Source organism: Streptomyces mesophilus (assembly GCF_040300965.1).
Lineage (GTDB): Bacteria > Actinomycetota > Actinomycetes > Streptomycetales > Streptomycetaceae > Streptomyces > Streptomyces mesophilus_A.
In genome coordinates this window covers 1-19,450 of the sequence record NZ_JBEPEW010000147.1, presented here as the reverse complement: position 1 = coordinate 19,450, position 19,450 = coordinate 1, and the positions used below count along the sequence as shown (strand labels likewise).

Sequence of the window (19,450 nt, the reverse complement as noted above, 5' to 3'; positions counted from 1 at the left end):
CCGGAGCGCGCACCGCAACCCCGCCACCCCTCTCGCGCTCGAGCGCGCACGCCAGGCCCGGATGACCGTGATCGGCGCCGTCACCGAGCGCTGGGCGCCCGAGCAGGCCGGGCCCGTGCACGAGAACTGGCAGCTGGCCGCGCCCGTCGGCCCGGCCACCGATCTGTGGGCGCTCGGTGCGCTGCTCTTCCGCGCGGTGCAGGGGCATGCGCCCTACCCCGAGGACAGCACGTACGAACTCGTCCAGCTGGTCTGTGCGGAACCGCCCGCGTTCGCCGAGGAGTGCGGACCGCTGCGGCCCGTCGTCGAGTCGCTCCTTCGCCAGGACCCCACCGAGCGGCCCGACTTCGAGGAGCTGCGGGGCTGGCTGCGCTCGCTCGTACGGTCGGCGCCCGAGCCCGAGGCCGGCGAGGACGTCGTACCGGCGCCCGCGTACGACCGCAGCCGGCTGCCCGTCGTACGGCGCCGTGGTGAGCTGGTCCGCAAGCGGCGCGGCGGGAGCGGCCGGCGCGGGGAGAGCGGCGCGCCCGAGCACGGGCGGCACAAGAAGGGCAAGCGCCGGCGCAACGTACCCGAGAAGCAGCAGCGCGCCCTGGCCGCGGAGGTGCGGGCGCCCGAACGTCCCGGGCGCGAGCGCATGTCGCCCTCCGCGGAGAAGTGGGAGCGTCAGCAGCAGCGCCAGATGCGGCAGATGAGCCGGCGGCCGCAGGGCTCCGGCAGTCCGAAGCGGCTCGGCCGGCTGATCCTGATCCTCGTCCTGCTCGGACTCGCGGCGGCGGTGGCGTACGCGATGGCCTTCATGCCCAAGGAGAGCACCGGCGACCGGGGAGCGGGCTCGGACGACCGCAAGGACCAGGCGGGATCGGCGAGTTCGGCGCCCGAGGACCCGGGCAGGACGAGCCCCGACGGCGGCGACGACAAGAAGCCGGACGACGGGAAGAAGCCCGGCAAGACGCCGCCGAAGGAGACCAAGGCGCCGCCCGCGAAGGGCGACGGAGCGCTGCCGCAGGGTTTCGTGCTCCGCAAGGACCTCGAAGGCTTCCAGCTCGCGGTCGCCTCCGGCTGGGACAGGGCGCCGGCCAACGGCCGCGGCCAAGTCGTCTACAGCGAGGGCGCCTTCTCCCTCACCGTCGTCCCCGGGCGCGACAGCACCGAGGACTACGGCGACGACCCCCTCGCCTACCAGCGTGAGGACGAGCGCGAACTGCAGCCTTTCCGCGATTCGACCTGGGCCACGTCCAGCGGCCTGCGGCAGGTCGAGGTCGGACAGCGGAAGCGGGCCGAGGGCCAGTTCACCTGGGACGAGGGCGATAAGAAGGTGTACGTGCGCAATGCGGCGATCGTCATCGACGGGGCGTACCACATCGTCCTGGTCAAGGGGCCCGAGTCCGAACGGGACGAAGTGACACGGCTGTTCGAGCAGGCCGTGGCGACGTACGGGACGACCGACTGAATCACAGGACGGTCTCTCAGGTTCCGCACCCGCCGTTCGCTCCCTACGCTGGCCTTTCGAAGGACAGGCGGGGGAACGTGGACCAGATCGAGGGCAGGGCGCAGGCGCAGAGCCGGTTGCTCGTGGGCCGCTATCGGATCGAGGGAAGTCTCGGTCACGGCGGCATGGGCAAGGTGTGGCGCGCACATGACGAGGTGCTGCACCGGGTGGTCGCCGTCAAGGAGTTGACGGCCGCGCGGTACGCGGGGGAGAGCGAGCGGGCCGTCCTGCTCGCGCGCACCCAGAAGGAGGCGCGGGCTGCGGCGCGGATCAACCACTCGGCCGTGGTCACCGTGCACGACGTCTTCGAGCACGACGACCGGCCGTGGATCGTCATGGAGCTCGTCGACGGCCGTTCGCTCGCCGACGCGGTACGCGACGACCGGCGCGTGGCACCGCGCGAGGCCGCCCGGATCGGGATGTGGGTGCTGCGGGCGCTGCGCGCCGCGCACACGGCCGGGGTGCTTCACCGGGACGTCAAGCCCGCCAACGTACTGCTCGCCCGGGACGGCCGGGTGCTGCTCACCGACTTCGGGATCGCCGCCATCGAGGGCGACTCGACCATCACCAGGACCGGTGAACTGGTCGGATCCATTGACTACTTGGCGCCCGAGCGCGTACGAGGCGACGCGCCCGGACCGGCCTCCGACCTGTGGGCGCTCGGCGCGACGCTGTACGCGGCGGTCGAAGGGGAGTCCCCGTTCCGGCGCACCTCACCGCTGTCGACCATGCAGGCCGTGGTCGAGGAGGAGCCACGGGACCCGGTGTACGCGGGTCCGCTCGGCCCGGTGATCACCGCGCTGTTGCGCAAGGACCCGCGGCAGCGGCCGTCCGTCGACGAGGCCGAGCAGATGCTCGCCGAGGTGAGCGAGGGGCGTGCACCGCAGTCGGCGCAGGCCTATGTGCCCACCCGCAGGGTCGCACCGGACGAACTCACCGCCGTACGGCCCCCGGACACCGCGCCCGCTCCGATCCCCGCCCGCCGCCGTCGCCTGCGCTCCGTGCTGGCCCTGGCGGTCGCCGCCGCACTGGTCGGTGCGGCCGCGGCCTTCGGCGTACTGAAGTATCTGGACCAGCGGGAACCCGGCGGCTCCGGCACCGGCCAGACAGTCGGCAGCACCCCGAAGGGCTGGAAGCGGGTGGACGACAAGGCCGGCTTCAGCATCCTCGTCCCGCCCGGCTGGCAGCGGCAGACCGAGGGTTCGCAGATCGACTACACCCCGGACGACGGCATCCATCTGCTGCGGATCGCCATCGACAAGGACCCCGACTTCGAGAACGCCTACCTCCATGTCAAGGACATGGAGAAGCAGGGCATGGGCCGCATCAGCACGTACAAGCAGATCAAGCTGCGCTCGAACTTCTTCCGCGACCGGCCGGGCGCCGTCTGGGAGTTCCGCTGGACGGAGACCAAGGGCGTGACGCGGGGCGAGCGGCGGGCCGTCGACCAGCTGTACGTGGCGGAGGACGGCACCGAGTACGCGATCTACATGTCGGGTCCCGCGAAGGACTGGGCGAAGACGCGCGAGAAGTTCGACCACGTCCTGCGCAGCTGGCAGCCGAAACCGTCCTAGCCGCCGAGGTGGTGGATTTCGCCTCCCATAAGCGGCATTGCGGGACAAGAGGTTGGTGAAAACGCTCGCATCTGGTCACGGGTCCGTGACCGAGGTGGCATCCGGGGCGTCGTACGCGATAGGGATGACGGCATGAGTAACGACGGGGGAGCGCCCTACGGACCCAGCGAACCGACGAGCTTCGGACTGCGTCCGCCGGAGCAGCCGCATGCGGGTGGTCCGCAGGCCGGCGGTCCGTACGCGAGCGGTCCGCAGGCCGACGGCCCGTACGCGGGTGGTCCCTACGGTGCGCCCGGTACGCCGCCGGGGCCCGGTGCGCCCAATCCGTACGCCCACCAGTCGGCGCCGACCCAGGCGCATCCCGGCGGGCCCCAGGTGCCCGACGCCCCGCAGCCGCCGTCGGCTCCCGGGGTCGCGTCCGTTCCCACCCAGGTCGTGCACGAGACCGATCCCGGTGCGGGCCGGCTCATCGCGGGCCGCTACCGGCTGCTCTCCAAGCTCGGCCACGGCGGCATGGGTACCGTATGGCGGGCGAAGGACGAGACCGTGGACCGCGAGGTCGCGGTCAAGGAGCCGCGCGTACCGGACCACTTGCCCGAGCGCGAGCGGGCCACCGCCTTCGAGCGGATGCGCCGCGAGGCGCGCGCCGCGGCCCGGCTCGACCACCCCGCCGTCGTCAATGTGCACGATGTGGCGGTCGAGGACGGGCAGCCGTGGATCGTCATGGAGTTCGTGCAGGGCCGCTCGATGGGCGCCGCGCTCCAGGAGGGCACGCTCGGCTCGCGCGAGGCCGCCCGGATCGGTCTCGAAGTGCTCGGCGCTCTCGAGGCCGCGCACAAGGCGGGCATCCTGCACCGCGATGTGAAGCCGGACAACGTGATGCTCGGGCAGTACGACCGGGTCGTGCTCACGGACTTCGGCATCGCCCAGATCGAGGGCGAGACCAATCTGACCGATACGGGCGGCTTCGTCGGCTCGCCCGAATTCATCGCGCCCGAGCGCGTGTTGGGGCAGCGGCCGGGACCGGCCTCGGACCTCTGGTCGCTCGGTGTGGTGCTGTACGCGGCGACCGAGGGCGTCTCGCCGTTCCGCCGCAGCAACACCCCCGCCACGCTCCAGTCCGTCCTCAACGCGACGCCCGCGGCGCCGGCTTCGGCGGCGGGTCCGCTTGCGGACGTGATCAACGGTCTGCTGCAGAAGGATCCCGGTCACCGGCCGGACGCGGCGACCGTACGACGTCTCCTCGAGGAGGCCGTGAAGCCGCCGGCTCCGCCGGTTGCGACGCAGGTGATGACCTCGGGCGGGGTGCCTGCCGGTCCCGCGGGCGGCATCAGGGTCGGCAAGAAGGCGCTGATCGGTGTGGGCGCGGCGTTCGTGGCGTTGGCGGTGGCGCTCGGGGTGGTCGTCGTGGATCCGTTCGGCGGGGGTGCGGCTGAGGGGTTCACCTCCAAGAAGGAGGAGGCGCTCAAGGCCACGCTCTCCGTGCCGGCGAACTACGGCGTCGGGCGACCGGAGAAGGACGACGGCATCGGCGTGCCCGAGCACTGGGTCAGTTACACGGACCCGAGCGGCTCGGTGTGGATCGGCCTCACGCTCTACAAGCAGAAGGAGGACGACGCCGGCAACATCGCGGACTCCGCCGACGCCGAGATGTACGAGGACAACGCCGACTTCAAGGAGTCCGGCAGCAGCAACTACAACATGGCGTCGGATCCGGCACCCACGACCCAGCCGGAGACGAAGCTGGACTTCGAGGGCGGCAAGGCGGCCAAGAACACCGTCACGTACATGACGACGGACACGACCCCGCGCCCGCGTGAGATGCAGGTCTTCTACTACAAGGCCAAGAACGGCGACATGTACAAGCTGGCCGTCGACTACCCGGGCGAGAAGAGCGACTTCTACGAGCGAGGGCGCGAGGTGGCCGAGCAGGCGATCAAGGGTCTCGACATCACCAATCCTTGACCTTTGGGGGCTGTCCACACCGACAAGCCCCTGATCAGGCCCTTTGCTGCCAGCACCCACTGGCACGGTGTGCGGACCCCGTGAAGTCCCGTTACCGACGGGTTAACAAACACTCGGCGGAGCCGTACGCTCACGCTCATGACGGACGCCCAGGCCCCTGAGAAGACCGGCAGCGCGAAGACCGGCACCAATCCCGTAGCCCCCGCTCCGGCGGGCGCGCGCACCGCTGCCGATGTGGTCACGCCCGAGCTGGTCGCCCAGCTCACGCGCGGTGTGGTCGGCTCCGGCCGCACCGCCAACCACACCCCGTACACCGGCGAGAAGCTGGCGGATCTGCCCGGGTCCACGCCCGAGTCCGCCGCGGCGGATGTCGCCGAGGCCTTCGAGCGCGCCCGCAAGGCGCAGGCCGTATGGGCCGCGACGCCCGTACGCCGCCGGGCCGCCGTGCTGCTCCGCTTCCACGATCTGGTCCTCGAGCGCCAGGCCGAGGTGCTCGACCTGATCCAGCTGGAGACCGGCAAGGCGCGCCTGCACGCGCACGAGGAGGTGCAGGCGGTCGCGGTCGCGGCCCGGCACTACGGCCGCAAGGCACCCTCGTATCTGCGCCCGAAGCGGCACACGGGTGCGGTGCCCACGCTCACCAAGGTCACGGAGAACCGTCACCCGCGCGGGGTCGTCGGCCAGATCGCCCCGTGGAACTACCCGCTGGAGCTCTCCGTCGGCGACGCGCTCCCCGCGTTCGTCGCGGGCAACGCGGTCGTCATGAAGCCCGACACCGAGACCTGTCTGACCGCACTGTGGGCCCGTGACCTGCTGATCGAGGCCGGGCTTCCGGCCGAGGTCTTCCAGGTGGTGCTCGGCGAAGGTCCGGTCGTCGGACCCGAGGTGGTCAAGCACGCCGACTACGTCTCGTTCACCGGCTCGACCCGTACCGGCCGCGAGGTCGCGCAGGGTGCGGCGGCCCGCCTGGTCGGGGTCTCGCTCGAACTCGGCGGCAAGAACGCGATGCTGGTCCTGAAGGACGCCGACATCGACAAGGCCGCCGCCGGTGCGGTCCGCGCCTGCTTCTCCTCCGCGGGCCAACTCTGCATCTCCATCGAGCGGTTGTACGTGCACGAGTCGATCGCCGACGCCTTCCTCGAACGTTTCGCGACGCGCACCAAGGCGATGCGCCTGGGCAACTCCCTCGCGTACGGGGCGGATATGGGCTCCCTCGTCGGCTCCAGGCAGCTCGAGACGGTGACCCGGCATGTGGACGAGGCCGTCGCCAAGGGGGCGACCGTGGTGGCCGGCGGGGTCGCGCGGCCGGACATCGGCCCGTACTTCTACGAGCCCACCATCCTCGACGGCGTCGAGGCGCCGATGGCGGTGTGCGGTGAGGAGACCTTCGGACCGGTTGTCTCCATCTACCGCTTCAGCGACGAGGACGCGGTGATCGACGAGGCCAACTCCACCGCGTACGGGCTCAATTCCTCGGTCTGGACGAAGGATGCGCGCCGCGGCCGCGAGGTCGCCGCGCGGCTGCGGACCGGCACGGTCAACATCAACGAGGGCTATGCGCCCGCGTACGGCAGCGTCCAGTCGCCGATGGGCGGCATGAAGGACTCGGGGCTCGGCCGGCGGCACGGCTCGGAGGGCATCCTCAAGTACACCGAGGCGCAGACCGTGGCGCATCAGCGGATCATGCCGATGGCGCCGTCGTTCGGGATGAGCGACGAGAAGTACGCGGCGTTCATGAGCCGCAGCCTGCGGGCGATGAAGGCGCTGAGGCTGCGGTGAGCGCGGAGGAGAGCGGGGTGGAGGTCGAGGTGGACGAGATCGGGTACGACTACGACGTCCTGGTCATAGGCTCCGGCTTCGGCGGATCCGTGTCGGCCCTGCGTCTGACGGAGAAGGGCTACAAGGTCGGTGTCCTCGAAGCGGGCCGCCGCTTCGACCGCGACTCGCTGCCGAAGAACTCCTGGGACCTGAAGAACTACCTCTGGGCCCCGGCCCTCGGTCTCTACGGCATCCAGCGCATCCACCTGCTCGGCAACGTGATGGTGCTCGCGGGCGCCGGGGTCGGCGGCGGATCGCTCAACTACGCCAACACCCTCTACGTACCGCCGAAGCCGTTCTTCGAGGACCCGCAGTGGGGCTCGATCACCGACTGGCAGGACGAGCTGGCGCCGTACTACGACCAGGCCAAGCGCATGCTCGGGGTGCGGCTCAACCCGACGATGACGCCGTCGGACGTCCATCTGAAGGCGACGGCCGAGGCGATGGGCGTCGGGGACTCCTTCCACATGGCGCCGGTCGGGGTGTTCTTCGGGGACGGCGAGGACGCGGACGGGCGGGCGAAAGCCTCTCCCGGTACGGAGGTCGAGGACCCGTACTTCGGGGGCGCGGGTCCGTCGCGCAAGGCCTGCACGGAGTGCGGCTCGTGCATGACGGGCTGCCGGCACGGCGCGAAGAACACCCTCAACGAGAACTATCTGTATCTCGCCGAGAAGGCCGGCGCGGTCATCCACCCGATGACCTCCGTGGTCGCGGTGACCGAGGACTCGCGGGGCGGGTACGCGGTCTCCACGCTGCCCACGGACAAGAAGCGCAAGGGCGAGGGCCGGGTGTTCCGGGCGCCGCGCGTGGTCCTGGCGGCGGGTACGTACGGCACGCAGACGCTGCTGCACCGGATGAAGGACGCGGGGCTGCTCCCTGGCATCTCGGACCGGCTCGGGGATCTGACCCGTACCAACTCCGAGGCCCTGGTGGGTGCGCAGACCGACAACCGGCGCTACCGCAAGCGCCACGGCGCCGACAAGGTGGACTTCACGCAGGGCGTGGCGATCACGTCCTCGATCCATCCGGACGCGGACACGCACATCGAGCCCGTTCGCTATGGCAAGGGTTCCAACGCCATGGGCGGGATGACCATCCTCCAGGTCCCGTACTCCTCGCGCCGGGTCCTGGCCTGGCTGGGCAACTGCGCCCGGCATCCGGTGCAGGCGCTGCGCGGCCTGTCCAACCGGCGCTGGTCGGAGCGGACCATCATCGGCCTGGTGATGCAGTCGGTGGACAACTCGCTGACCACGTACCGCAAGCCGAAGGGTGTGGGCAAGGGACTGCTCACGGCCCGGCAGGGCCACGGCGCTCCGAACCCGCAGCAGATCGAGGCGGCGACCCGGGCGGCCTCGCTGCTCGCGGAGGAGATCAACGGCTTCGCGGGCTCCAACATCGGTGAGCTGATGGGTACTCCGCTGACCGCGCACTTCCTGGGCGGCTGCCCGATCGGCGCGTCTTCGTCCACGGGAGTGATCGACCCGTACCACCGGCTGTACGGCCACCCGGGGATCTCGGTCGTGGACGGCTCCTCCGTCTCGGCGAACCTCGGCGTGAACCCGTCGCTGACGATCACGGCGCAGGCGGAGCGCGCGATGTCGCTCTGGCCCAACAAGGGGGCTCAGGACCCGCGGCCCGCGCAGGGTGCGGCGTACGAGCGGCTCGCCCCGGTGGAGCCGGCGTCGCCGTCGGTGCCCGCGTCGGCGTTCGGGGCGCTGAAGCTGCCGTTCCTGGGGATGCCGACGGTGCGGTCGGAGGCCGGGGCGCCCTCCGGGGCGTCGGAGGCGTCTGAGTCCGGGGCGTCCGGGGCGTCCGAGGCGTCGCCGCCCGGGGTCGCCGAACCCGCGTAAAGCATTGAGGACCTGCGCCCCCCTCCGAGCGCAGGTCCTCAACGGGTCTTGGTGCTACGAGGTGTTACGCCTCGGCGCCCACGGTCCGGCGACGCTTCACGGCGAAGACGACACCGGCACCGGCGACGACGGTGATGCCGCCGATGAGGCCGATGACGGGGAGCTGGGAGTCGGAGCCGGTCTCGGCGAGGTTGCCGGTGATGTCCTTGACCTCGTCCGCGGCGGGCTTCACCTTGACCGGCGGCTTGCCCTCCTGCGGCTTGTTGTCGTTGTCACCGGTCGGCGGCTTGGAACCGGCCGCGAGGACCTCGAAGCTGTACCAGCTCTCGTCCGCGAAGCAGTTCTCGCCCTTCTCGTCGGTGTACACACCGAAGGCGATGCCGACGGCGGAACCGGCGGGGGCGGTCGACTTGATGCTCAGGCGCAGCTTGAGGCTGATCTTCTCGCCGGCGTCGACCGTGATGAAGCCGCCGATGGAACCGCCCGCGGAGAGCTCGCTGGTCCACTTCTTGCCGTCGAAGTACTGGATCTGGGCGTACTGCTCGGCCAGGCTGCTGACGAATTCGCCGTGGGCGTCCTTCTTGTACAGCAGTACGGCACCGAGCAGGACGTCCTCGGCCTTCTTGCCCTTGCTGTTGTCCAGGTTGAGGTTGAACTGCTTCCAACCCGAACCGGCGACGATCTTGCCGGGCAGGCCCGAGATGCTCGCGTTGAACGCGGCGTCCTCGCAGCCTTCGGTGAGCGACTCGGTCGGGCTGGGCGACGGCGACGTCGTGGAGGACTCCGTGGCGCTCGGCGTGGCCGTGCCCGGGGTCTCCTCCTCCTTGGAGGTCTCGCCCGTACCGGGGGTCTCCTCCTCCTTGGAGGTCTCACCCGTGCCCGGGGTCTCCTCCTCGGCGGACGTCTCGCCCGTACCCGGCGTCTCCTCCGGCGTCGTGGCGGTCGTCTCGCCCGCGCCCGGCGTCTCCGTGGAGGCGGACGACTCGGACGTGCCGGGGGTGTCGGTCGCGAACGCCGACGGCGCGGCCAGCAGAGCGGCGGGGGCTATGACGGCCGTGACGGCCGCGGCAGCCAGCGAGCGGCGAAGCTTCATCAAAGAACCTCGGTCGAAGTCCGGCGCACCACACACAAGGTGCGGCACGGAAGGTGGAAGGCCGCTCGCGGTGAGGATCCCGGATGTGGCCGTTGTTACGCATGATTGACCTGCTGTTCCTGTGAATGGTTGTGCTGACCTGACGTGATTCTTATGTGGGCTGAATCACAACCGATCTTGGTCGCCCCAGCTCGGCCCCGGTGGCCGGAACCGCCAAGTCCGCTCCGACCCCCGATCGTTGTCCGAACGCGCTTGCGGCAAAGCCTGTGCAAACGCTTTGATGACGCGCCAGACGTACACAACAGGTGGGGAATCCAAGTGAAGAAGTCGAAGCTGTCCCAGGTCGTCGTCGCGGCCGCCGTAGTCGCCACGCTCGGCCTGACCGCCGCGTGCAGCGGTGACGGTGGCAGCGACGGTGGGGACAAGTCCGGCAAGGACAAGTCCAGCGCCGGTCAGTCGGGCGGTGGCGAGGAGAAGGCCGCGCCGGCCCTGACCGAGGCGCAGCTCAAGCAGGCGATCATCGGGGACACCGAGGTCAAGGGCCTCAAGTTCCAGTCGGAGGGCACCGAGGACGCCGCCCCCGACGCCGAGAAGGTCTCCGCCGAGTGCCAGGCCCTCGGCGATGTCCTGAGCGGGACCACGGACCCGAAGCCCAAGGCGAGCGTCGCCAAGGGCGGCATGGCCGCCGACATGAGCCAGCTCGCCTACGTGAACCTCGCGGCGCACGAGCAGGCCGACGCGGAGAAGGTGCTCGGCGACGTGCGTACCGCGTCCAAGGCCTGCAAGGGTTTCGAGGACTCGGAGGGCGCCAAGAGCACCGTCGAGGCGCAGGCGGACCCGCAGGCCGGTGACGAGGCCGTCGCGTACAAGATCGGTACCGAGATGGACGGTCAGAAGGTCACGCTCGCCGTCAACGTCGTCCGCAGCTCCTCGACCGTCGCGGTCTTCTACGGCATGAACATGGCCGATGGCGCGAAGTCCCAGATCCCGGCGGGCCTTCTCGAGCTCCAGATCAAGAAGCTCGAGGCCGTCAAGTAGGTCAACTGAGTCCAAGTGAGAGGGGATCGGCCACCACGGCCGGTCCCCTTTCGCATACGGTTTTCCGGAAGGCGTCCGGAGACCTTTCGGATTCCGTTGTCGACGGAGGTGGGGAACGTGGCCGGGGAGAGCGGTAAGGGCAGGACCGTCACACAGAGCCCGGACGGGCCGGCCAAGGTGACGATCACCGAGATCGCGCGGGAGGCCGGGGTGTCCGTGCCCACCGTCTCGCGGGTCGTCAACGGGCGCTCCGACGTCTCGCCCGCCACCCGGGCCCGGGTCGAGGACCTGCTGCACCGGCACGGTTACCGGCGCCGCATCCCCGCACCGGGTGACCGGGCGGCCCTGCTCGACCTGGTCTTCAACGACCTCGACAGCCCTTGGGCGGTGGAGATCATCCGGGGCGTCGAGGAGGTCGCGCACGAGAACGGGGTCGGCACGGTGGTCTCCGCGATCCATGACCGTGCGGGCGACGCACGGGAGTGGATGACCAATCTGCGGGCCCGCGCCTCGGACGGGGTGATCCTGGTGACCTCCGTGCTCGAACCGGGTCTGCAGGACGAACTGCGGCGCCTGGGCGTGCCGTTGGTGGTGATCGACCCGGCCGGTTCGCCGGCGTCGGAGGCGCCGACCGTGGGCGCCACCAACTGGGCGGGCGGGATGGCCGCGACCCGGCATCTGCTCGAACTCGGCCACCGCAGGATCGGGTTCATCCAGGGCCCGGTGCGCCTGCTGTGCTCGCGCGCCCGGCTCGACGGCTACCGGGCGGCGCTGGACACGGCGGGCGTCGCGGTGGACGACACCCTGATCGTGCCCGGGGACTTCTACCACGAGTCCGGTTTCACCGGCTGCAACCGGCTGCTCGACCTGCCCGAACCGCCCACCGCCGTCTTCGCGTCCAGCGACCAGATGGCGCTCGGTGCGATCGAGGCGCTGCGCCGGCGCGGTCTGCGTGTCCCGGAGGACCTGAGCGTGGTCGGCTTCGACGATCTGCCGGAGGTGCGCTGGTCGGCGCCTCCGCTCACCACCGTCCGCCAACCTCTGTCCGATATGGGCAAGTTGGCGGCCCGTACGGTGCTCGATCTCGCCCGCTCCGTGGGGCCCGCCTCGCCGCGGGTGGAGCTGGCGACGGAACTGGTGGTCAGAGCCAGTACGGCCCCGCCCCGCGGCGACTGATCCACGACGGTTCGCGCGCTCGGCCCTCGTACATCCCCAGGGGTGTCAACGACCTTTTTTGTTAAGGCCGTTGACACCCCTTTCGCGTATCCGTAACTTTCCAGGCCGTCGACCGATAGTTTTCGGATTACTTCCGGAAGGTGCGCCATGCCAGCCTCCGACTTCTCCCGCCGCCGGTTCCTGGGCGCCGCCTCCGCGGCCGGCCTCGGCGTCACCGCCCTGACCGCATGCGGCGGTGACGACTCCGACAGCGGGAAGGACAGTTCCGGCCGGACCGTCGTCGAACTGTGGAACATCCAGACGACCGAGCCGTCCAAGACCATCTGGCCCGAGCGGGCCAAGGCCTTCGAGGCGAAGAACCCCGATGTGCGGATCAAGCTCGTCACCCTGGAGAACGATGCGTACAAGTCGAAGCTGACCGCGCAGACCAGCTCGGGGAAGCTGCCGGACATCTTCCACACCTGGGGCGGCGGCGTCCTGCAGCAGCAGGTCGACGCGGGTCTCGTCGAGGACCTCACCGCCACGTACGAGCCGATGGCCGACGCCCTCGTGCCCGCGGCTGTGAAGCCCTACCAACTCGACGGCAAGACCTACGGGTTGCCTTTCGACATCGGCGCCGTCGGCTTCTGGTACAACAAGGCGCTCTTCAAGAAGGCCAAGATCGAGGCGCCGCCCGCCACTTGGGCCGAGTACCTCGACGCGGTCGAGAAGCTGAAGTCCGCCGGGATCACCCCCATCGCCCTCGCGGGCAAGGAGAAGTGGCCCGGCATGTACTACTGGGCGTATCTCGCCACACGTATCGCCGGGGTCGACGGCATGCAGAAGGCCGCCGACGCCAAGGACTTCACGGGCGACGACTTCGTGAAGGCGGGTGAGCACCTGAAGGACCTGGTCGCGCTCGAACCGTTCCAGAAGGGCTTCCTCGGGGCCGCGTACTCCCTGCCCGGCGGCGAGGCCGCGGTCATGGGCAACGGCAAGGCGGCCATGGAGCTGATGGGCCAGTGGGCGCCCATCGTGCAGGCCGACGCGGGCAAGGGCATCGGCAAGGACCTCGGCTTCTTCCCGTTCCCGTCGGTCGCCGGCGGCAAGGGCGCGCTCACCGACGTGTTCGGTGGCGGCAACGGCTACGCCGTGCGCAAGGGCGCCCCGAAGGCGGCCGTCGACTTCCTGAAGTTCTTCCTCAGCGCCGAGAACGACCGGATCCTGGTCGAGAAGGCCTCCCTGCTCCCGGTCGTCAAGGAGGCCAAGACCGCGCTCACCGACCCCAACCTCACGGCCGTCTACGACACCCTCGAGGCGTCTACCGCCTTCCAGCTCTACCTCGACCAGGCCTACCCGCCCGCCGTGGGCCAGGAGGTCAACGACTCGGTCGCGGCGCTGATAGCCGGGTCCAAGTCACCGGACGACGTGGCGCGTTCGGTCACCCAGGTCTTCAAGAGCTCGTAACCGATGAGCACTTCCACCTACGTCAAGGACGCCCGGCCGCCCACCGCGGCCGAGGCTCCGCCGCCGGCCAACCGGCGTCCGCTGATGCGGCGCTTCACCGCCTGGCTGACCGCCGTCGCCTTCACCCTGCCCGCCCTGATCCTGTTCGGCGCGCTCGTCCTCACCCCGATCCTCTACGCCCTGTACGTCAGCCTGTTCAACTGGGGCGGGTTCGGTTCGCCCGAGGACTACGTCGGGATCGACAACTACACCCGGCTCCTGGACGACCCTGTCTTCCTCGGCGACCTGTGGCGCGGCCTGCTGCTCGTGCTCTTCTCGATCGCAGTGCAGCTGCCGTTCGCGCTCGCCATGGCGGTGGCGCTCAACCAGAAGCTGCGCGGCCGGGCCGTCTACCGGATGCTGTTCTTCGCCCCGTACGTCCTGTCGGAGGTGATCACCGGCGTCCTGTTCATGATGATCTTCTCGCCGGACGACGGGCTCGCCGACCGCGTCCTCGGCTCCGTCGGCCTGGACGGGCTCGGCGGTCTGTGGTTCGCCGATCAGGACACCGTGCTTCCGACCCTGTTCCTCGTCATGACCTGGAAGTACTTCGGCTTCCACATGATGCTCTACCTGGCCGGACTCCAGAACATCCCCGCCGAGCTGCACGAAGCGGCCCGTATCGACGGCGCGAACGCCTGGCAGCGCTTCCGGCACGTCACCCTGCCGCTGCTCGGACCGACGATCCGGATCAGCATCTTCCTGTCCGTCATCGGCGCGATCCAGCTCTTCGACCTGGTCTGGGTGGTGACCCAGGGCGGCCCCGACCACCACTCCGAGACGATGGCCGTCACGCTCTTCCAATTCGGCTTCAAGCGCTACCAGATGGGCTACGCCAGCGCGATCAGCATCGCGCTCTTCCTCATCAGCCTGGTCTTCGCGCTCGCCTACCAGCGCCTGGTGATGCGCCGCGACACCGAAGGAGCCCTGACGACGATGCGAGGTTCCCGATGAAGACGCGGTCCCTTCCGCTGTACGTCGTCGTCTGGGTGGTCGGCATCGTCATGGTGACGCCGCTCCTGTACGCGCTGATCTCCGGGTTCAAGACCACCGACCAGCTCTCCGAGAACGCCTTCGGGCTGCCCTCGCCGTGGGTGACGTCCAACTACACCGATGTGCTCGGCTCCGCCTCGTTCTGGCAGATGCTCGGCTCGTCCACCCTGATCGCGGTCGGTACGACGGTTCTGACCGTCGGCGCCGCGGCGCTCGCGGCGTTCGCGCTGGCCCGGTTCGCCTTCCGAGGCCGGGAGATGATGTTCACGCTCTTCACGATGGGCCTGATGTTCCCGTTCGCGGTGGCGATCCTGCCGCTGTTCGTGCTGCTCCGTACCTTCGGACTGCTCGACAATCCGTGGGGCGTGATCCTGCCGCAGGCGGCGTTCGGCCTGCCGATCACCATCGTCATCCTGCGCGGCTTCTTCCGCGCCATCCCCGGCGAGCTGGAGGAGGCGGCGACCCTCGACGGCTGCGGGCCCTTCGGCTTCTTCTGGCGGATCCTGCTGCCGATGGCCCGCCCCGCCCTCGGCACGGTCTCCGTCCTCGCCATCGTCGCCAGCTGGAACAACTTCCTGCTCCCGCTGCTCGTGTTCAGCGAACAGACCTGGTGGACGATCCCCATCGGCGTCCAGCAGTTCCAGGGCCAGTACTCCGCCGACATCGCCCGCGTCTTCGCCTATCTGATCCTCGCGATGGTGCCCGCGCTCGCCTTCTACGCGGTGGCCGAACGCCAGCTGATCGGCGGCATCACGATGGGCGCGACCAAGGGCTGACACCGCCGTCACGCCGCCAATCCCCTTTGCACACACCGCACTTGAGGAGCCTCATGGTCCAGCCATGGCAGGACACCACCCTGTCCGCCCACGTCCGGGCGGCGGACCTGCTCGCCCGGATGACCACCGAGGAGAAGACCGCCCAGCTGTCCAGCGTCTGGCTCGGGGCCGACATCGAGACCGAAGCGGTCGCCGTCGCGCCCGGTCAGCACACGTACGTGGCCGAGAGCGCCGTGCTCGACGCCCTCCTTCCGTACGGACTCGGCCATCTGACGCGCCCCTTCGGCACCGTCCCCGTGGAGCCGGCCGAGGGCGCCGCCCGGCTCGCCGCGCTCCAGCAGCGCATCCGCGCCGGCAACCGCTTCGCACTGCCCGCGCTCGCCCACGAGGAGTGCCTGACCGGCTTCGCCGCCTGGCAGGCCACTGTGTTCCCCACCCCGCTCGCCTGGGGAGCCACCTTCGACCCCGCCCTGGTCACGGAGATGGCGCAGGCCATCGGGTCCTCGATGCGCGCCGTCGGCATCCACCAGGGGCTCGCCCCGGTCCTCGATGTCGTACGGGATCCGCGCTGGGGCCGCACCGAGGAGTCCATCGGCGAGGACCCGTATCTGGTGGGCACCATCGGCGCCGCGTACGTACGGGGGTTGGAGGCCGCCGGGATCGTCGCCACCCTCAAGCACTTCGCCGGGTACTCGGCCTCGCGGGCCGCCCGCAACCACGCGCCCGCCTCGGTCGGCCCCCGCGAACTCGCGGATGTCTTCCTGCCCCCGTTCGAGATGGCGCTGCGGGACGGCGGCGCCCGCTCGGTGATGGCCGCGTACAACGACATCGACGGTCTGCCGGCGCACGCCCACCACGGCCTGCTCACCCAACTCCTGCGTGAGGAATGGGCGTTCGGCGGCACGGTGGTGGCCGACTACTTCGGCATCGCGTTCCTGCACTCCGCGCACCGGACCGCCGCGACCGAGGGCGAGGCCGCCCGGCTCGCGCTCGCCGCCGGCGTCGACGTGGAGCTGCCCGCCGCCCGCTGTCTGCCTGCGGCCGGTGATCTCCCCGAGGAGCTGCTCGACCGGGCGGCGCTGCGCGTGCTCACCCAGAAGTGCGAGCTGGGACTCCTCGACCCGGACTGGGAGCCGGTCACCGGGGACGTGCCGATCGACCTGAACCCCCCTCATATGCGGGAGCTGGCACGGAAGGTGGCCCAGGAGTCCGTCGTCCTGCTCGCCAACCCGTCCGGTGCACTGCCTCTGGGACCCGGGCTCCGTATCGCCGTAGTCGGGCCGCTCGCCGACGAGCAGGCCGCGATGCTCGGCTGCTACACGTTCCCGCGTCACGTCGGGGTCAACCACCCCGAACTGCCCGCAGGAGTGGAGGTCCCCACCTTCGCGCAGGCGCTGCGCGCCGAGCTGCCCGATGCCGTCTTCGTGGCCGATCCGGCGGCGGCCGACCTGTGCCTGGCCGTCGTGGGGGACCGCTCGGGCCTCTTCGGCCGTGGCTCGTCCGGCGAGGGCTGCGACACCGCTGACCTCGAACTCCCGTACAATCAAGGCGCATTGCTCGATACGGCCCTCGAGTCCGGCACCCCGACCGTCATCGTCGTGCTCAGCGGCCGGCCCTACGCGCTGGGCCGCTGGGCCGACCGGGCCGCCGCCGTCGTCCAGGCCTTCTTCCCCGGCCAGGAGGGTGGCGCCGCCGTCGCGGGCGTCCTGTCCGGCCGGGTCGACCCCTCCGGCCGGCTTCCTCTCGGGATCCCGTACGGACCCGGCGGCCAGCCCGCCCCGTATCTCGCCCCGCCGCTCGGCCTGCACGGCGACCCGAGCAATGTCGACCCCACCGCCCTCTTCCCGTTCGGCCACGGTCTCTCGTACACGGAGTTCACCTGGGGCCCCCCGCAGTGCGACACCCCTGAACTGCCCACCGACGGCGAGACGACCATCAGGCTCACCGTCCGCAACACCGGCGACCGGCCCGGCACGGAGGTCGTCCAGCTGTACCTCCACGACCCCGTCGGCACCGTCGCCCGCCCCGAGGTCCGCCTCGTCGGCTACGCCCGGGTCCCGCTCGACCCCGGCGCCTCGGCCCAGGTGCACGCCACGTTCCCGGCCGACCTCGCCGCGTACACCGGGGCCGACGGCCGCCGCGTGGTCGACCCAGGCGCGCTGGAACTGCGCATCGCCGCATCGAGCACCGACGTCCACCACACGGTCCCGCTCACGTTGACCGGACCGGTGCGGGAGGTCGGACATGACCGGAGAATGCGGTGCGAAGTGCGCGTGAAGTAGCGCCGTCATCAATCCGTGATGCCGGCGGACGCAACCAGTACGGCACCTCGCAGGTCACTTGTGCACCGCCATTCCCCACGTGTCCCGGCGGCCACACCTCGTACCTAGAGAGTGACCATGAGACCTGTCCTGAGGCAGTCCCTTCGCCGCGGGCCCGCGGCAACGGCCGTGCTGCTGGCCGCCGCACTCGCCACCGCCGGTACGGCGGGCCTGGCGCAGGCCGCCGACGAGGCTCCGATCCCGGTGACCATCACCGGCCCGGAGAGCCTCGGCCTGTCGCTGAACGGCGAGCCGGAGGAAGAGCCCTACCCGCAGATCGAGATCGAGCTCGACGCGCCGGGGGAGGTGGGTGACGAGGAGCAGCCGCAGAAGATCCACGAGGGTCCGTGGACGGTGACGATCGACGCCTCCGCGCTCAAGGGCTTCGCGAAGGTCAAGCTGCCGCCGTGCGACATCGCGGCGGACGGCCTGACCGCCGTGTGCGCGGGGGAGGACCTGTACCCGGGCGGCGAGTTCAACCCCGACTACGACATCCGCGTGGACCTCCTCAAGGGTGCCAAGGCCGGCGACACGGGCAAGATCAAGGTGACGGGTGAGGGCGAGGGCATCGCGTTCACCGGGCACGAGGTCGATGTTCTGGTCGGCGGTCCCGAGATCCGGATGAAGAAGCTGCCCGCCGAGCCGAAGGGCTTCGCCGCCGGCGACGTCTACCAGGCCCCGCTGGCCTTCCGCAACGTCGGCAGCATGTCGGCCGACGGTGTGCTGCTCCGCTTCTTCGGCTCGCGCGGCATCAACTACCCCGAGACGTACGCGAACTGTACGTACACCGAGGAGAACAAGGACAACCTGATCCGCTACCGCAAGGTCGTGGAGTGCGCCTTCGAGGGCGAGTTCAAGCCGGGTGCGGCCTACGCGCTCCAGACGCCGGTCCAGGTCGGCACGGAGAAGTTCGCCTCGGCCGACGAGTTCGGCTACTGGTTCTCGGCGCTCGGCGCGAAGCTCGCCACCGAGCGCGTCGCGGGCGGCACGAAGGGTACCGGCCCCGAGCTGAAGCTCAAGGAGGTGCCGGCCGGTGACGCCGCGCAGTACGGCAAGTACGCCGCCGACGTCCCGCTGGCGCTCGGCGCGAAGCACGACCTCGACCTGACCGGCGCCCGCGTCGCCGGGAAGAAGGGCGAGACCGTCAAGGTGCCCGTCGGCTTCGGCAACCACGGCCCGGCCTGGATCGGTTCGCTGCGCGCCGGCGGTGAGCCGCTCGGGTTCTACGTCGACATCCCCAAGGGCGCGTCCGTCGCGAAGGCCCCGGAGGGCTGCCGGCCCGAGCAGGACGGGAACAAGTCCCGCTACCTGTGCTGGGCCGACACCCCGGTCATGGAGGACGACAAGCGCGCGTACGACTTCGAGCTCCGTATCGACGAGGTGATCGAGGGCGCGAAGGGCAAGATCTCCTTCCCGGAGTGGGAGGACCCCAAGGAGGGCAACTCCGCCAACGACGACGGCTGGATCGTCCTCAACGGCACCGGCGACGAGGCCACCCCCGGTGACACCGGCGGCTCGTCCGGCGGTTCCGGTGACAACGGCGGCTCCAACGGGTCCGGCGAGGGCGACAACGGCGGTACGGACACGGGCGGTTCGTCCGGCGGCACGGACTCCGGTACCGAGGGCGGCAGCGGCGACTCGCAGGACGGCGGCCTCGCCTCGACCGGTTCGGTGGTCCTGGTGACCTCGCTCGTGGCGGCGGTCGCGCTGGCCGCGGGTGGCGCGTTCTACGTGACCGCGCGCAGGCGCCGTACCTCCTGATCACCCGCTCACACGGCGAAGTGGGCCCCCGGGGGGGGGGTGCGCGGGGGCCCCACGCGGTCGGCGCCGCCCGCACGGGCGCGGCCGTGGCGGGGGGGGGGGGCCGGG

General features: G+C 70.5%; 12 protein-coding genes and 1 pseudogene. 12 read left to right on the top strand and 1 reads right to left on the bottom strand.

Going from position 1 to position 19,450, the window contains the following annotated elements; all coding sequences use genetic code 11:
* The 5 genes and pseudogenes from ABT367_RS34055 to ABT367_RS34035 all read left to right on the top strand — a co-directional run.
* A pseudogene (locus ABT367_RS34055) lies at positions 1-1,453 on the top strand (protein kinase); the annotation flags it as partial.
* 77 nt (positions 1,454-1,530) lie between these two features.
* Complete coding sequence (locus ABT367_RS34050) at positions 1,531-3,066, top strand: serine/threonine-protein kinase (protein ID WP_352257143.1); 1,536 nt, start codon at positions 1,531-1,533, stop codon at positions 3,064-3,066.
* A 132-nt stretch (positions 3,067-3,198) separates the two neighbouring features.
* Complete coding sequence (locus ABT367_RS34045; protein ID WP_352257142.1) at positions 3,199-5,031, top strand: serine/threonine-protein kinase; 1,833 nt, start codon at positions 3,199-3,201, stop codon at positions 5,029-5,031.
* 138 nt (positions 5,032-5,169) lie between these two features.
* A complete protein-coding gene (locus ABT367_RS34040) occupies positions 5,170-6,810 on the top strand; it encodes a succinic semialdehyde dehydrogenase (protein ID WP_352257141.1) in 1,641 nt (546 codons plus the stop codon).
* Positions 6,807-8,699: a GMC oxidoreductase gene (locus tag ABT367_RS34035; RefSeq protein WP_434975602.1), complete on the top strand. Its 1,893-nt coding sequence runs from the start codon at positions 6,807-6,809 to the stop codon at positions 8,697-8,699. The genes ABT367_RS34040 and ABT367_RS34035 overlap by 4 nt, the downstream gene beginning before the upstream one ends.
* Before the next feature lie 64 nt (positions 8,700-8,763).
* Here the strand turns inward: ABT367_RS34035 and ABT367_RS34030 are convergent, their stop codons facing one another.
* Positions 8,764-9,792: an LAETG motif-containing sortase-dependent surface protein gene (locus ABT367_RS34030; protein ID WP_352257140.1), complete on the bottom strand. Its 1,029-nt coding sequence runs from the start codon at positions 9,790-9,792 to the stop codon at positions 8,764-8,766.
* 318 nt (positions 9,793-10,110) lie between these two features.
* Here ABT367_RS34030 and ABT367_RS34025 point away from each other — a divergent pair, with 318 nt between their 5' ends.
* The 7 genes from ABT367_RS34025 to ABT367_RS33995 all read left to right on the top strand — a co-directional run bounded on the left by ABT367_RS34025 (position 10,111) and on the right by ABT367_RS33995 (position 19,342).
* On the top strand, positions 10,111-10,830 hold the full coding sequence (locus tag ABT367_RS34025) for a hypothetical protein (RefSeq protein WP_352257139.1): 720 nt from the start codon (positions 10,111-10,113) through the stop codon (positions 10,828-10,830).
* Positions 10,831-10,947: 117 nt separating this feature from the next.
* The gene (locus ABT367_RS34020; RefSeq protein ID WP_352257138.1) at positions 10,948-12,006 is read left to right on the top strand and encodes a LacI family DNA-binding transcriptional regulator; all 1,059 of its coding nucleotides are present in this window, start codon (positions 10,948-10,950) and stop codon (positions 12,004-12,006) included.
* A gap of 147 nt (positions 12,007-12,153) precedes the next feature.
* Positions 12,154-13,452 (top strand): extracellular solute-binding protein, encoded by a 1,299-nt coding sequence (locus ABT367_RS34015; RefSeq protein ID WP_352257137.1) that lies wholly within the window; start codon positions 12,154-12,156, stop codon positions 13,450-13,452.
* A gap of 3 nt (positions 13,453-13,455) precedes the next feature.
* Complete coding sequence (locus ABT367_RS34010; protein WP_352257136.1) at positions 13,456-14,445, top strand: carbohydrate ABC transporter permease; 990 nt, start codon at positions 13,456-13,458, stop codon at positions 14,443-14,445.
* Entirely contained in the window at positions 14,442-15,260 is an 819-nt protein-coding gene (locus tag ABT367_RS34005; RefSeq protein ID WP_352257135.1) for a carbohydrate ABC transporter permease, read from the top strand. The genes ABT367_RS34010 and ABT367_RS34005 overlap by 4 nt, the downstream gene beginning before the upstream one ends.
* Before the next feature lie 53 nt (positions 15,261-15,313).
* Positions 15,314-17,542 carry a glycoside hydrolase family 3 N-terminal domain-containing protein gene (locus ABT367_RS34000; protein WP_352257134.1) on the top strand — a complete coding sequence of 743 codons (2,229 nt, stop codon included), beginning with the start codon at positions 15,314-15,316 and terminating at the stop codon, positions 17,540-17,542.
* A gap of 117 nt (positions 17,543-17,659) precedes the next feature.
* Positions 17,660-19,342 (top strand): hypothetical protein, encoded by a 1,683-nt coding sequence (locus ABT367_RS33995; RefSeq protein ID WP_352257133.1) that lies wholly within the window; start codon positions 17,660-17,662, stop codon positions 19,340-19,342.
* The last annotated feature ends 108 nt before the right edge of the window (positions 19,343-19,450 follow it).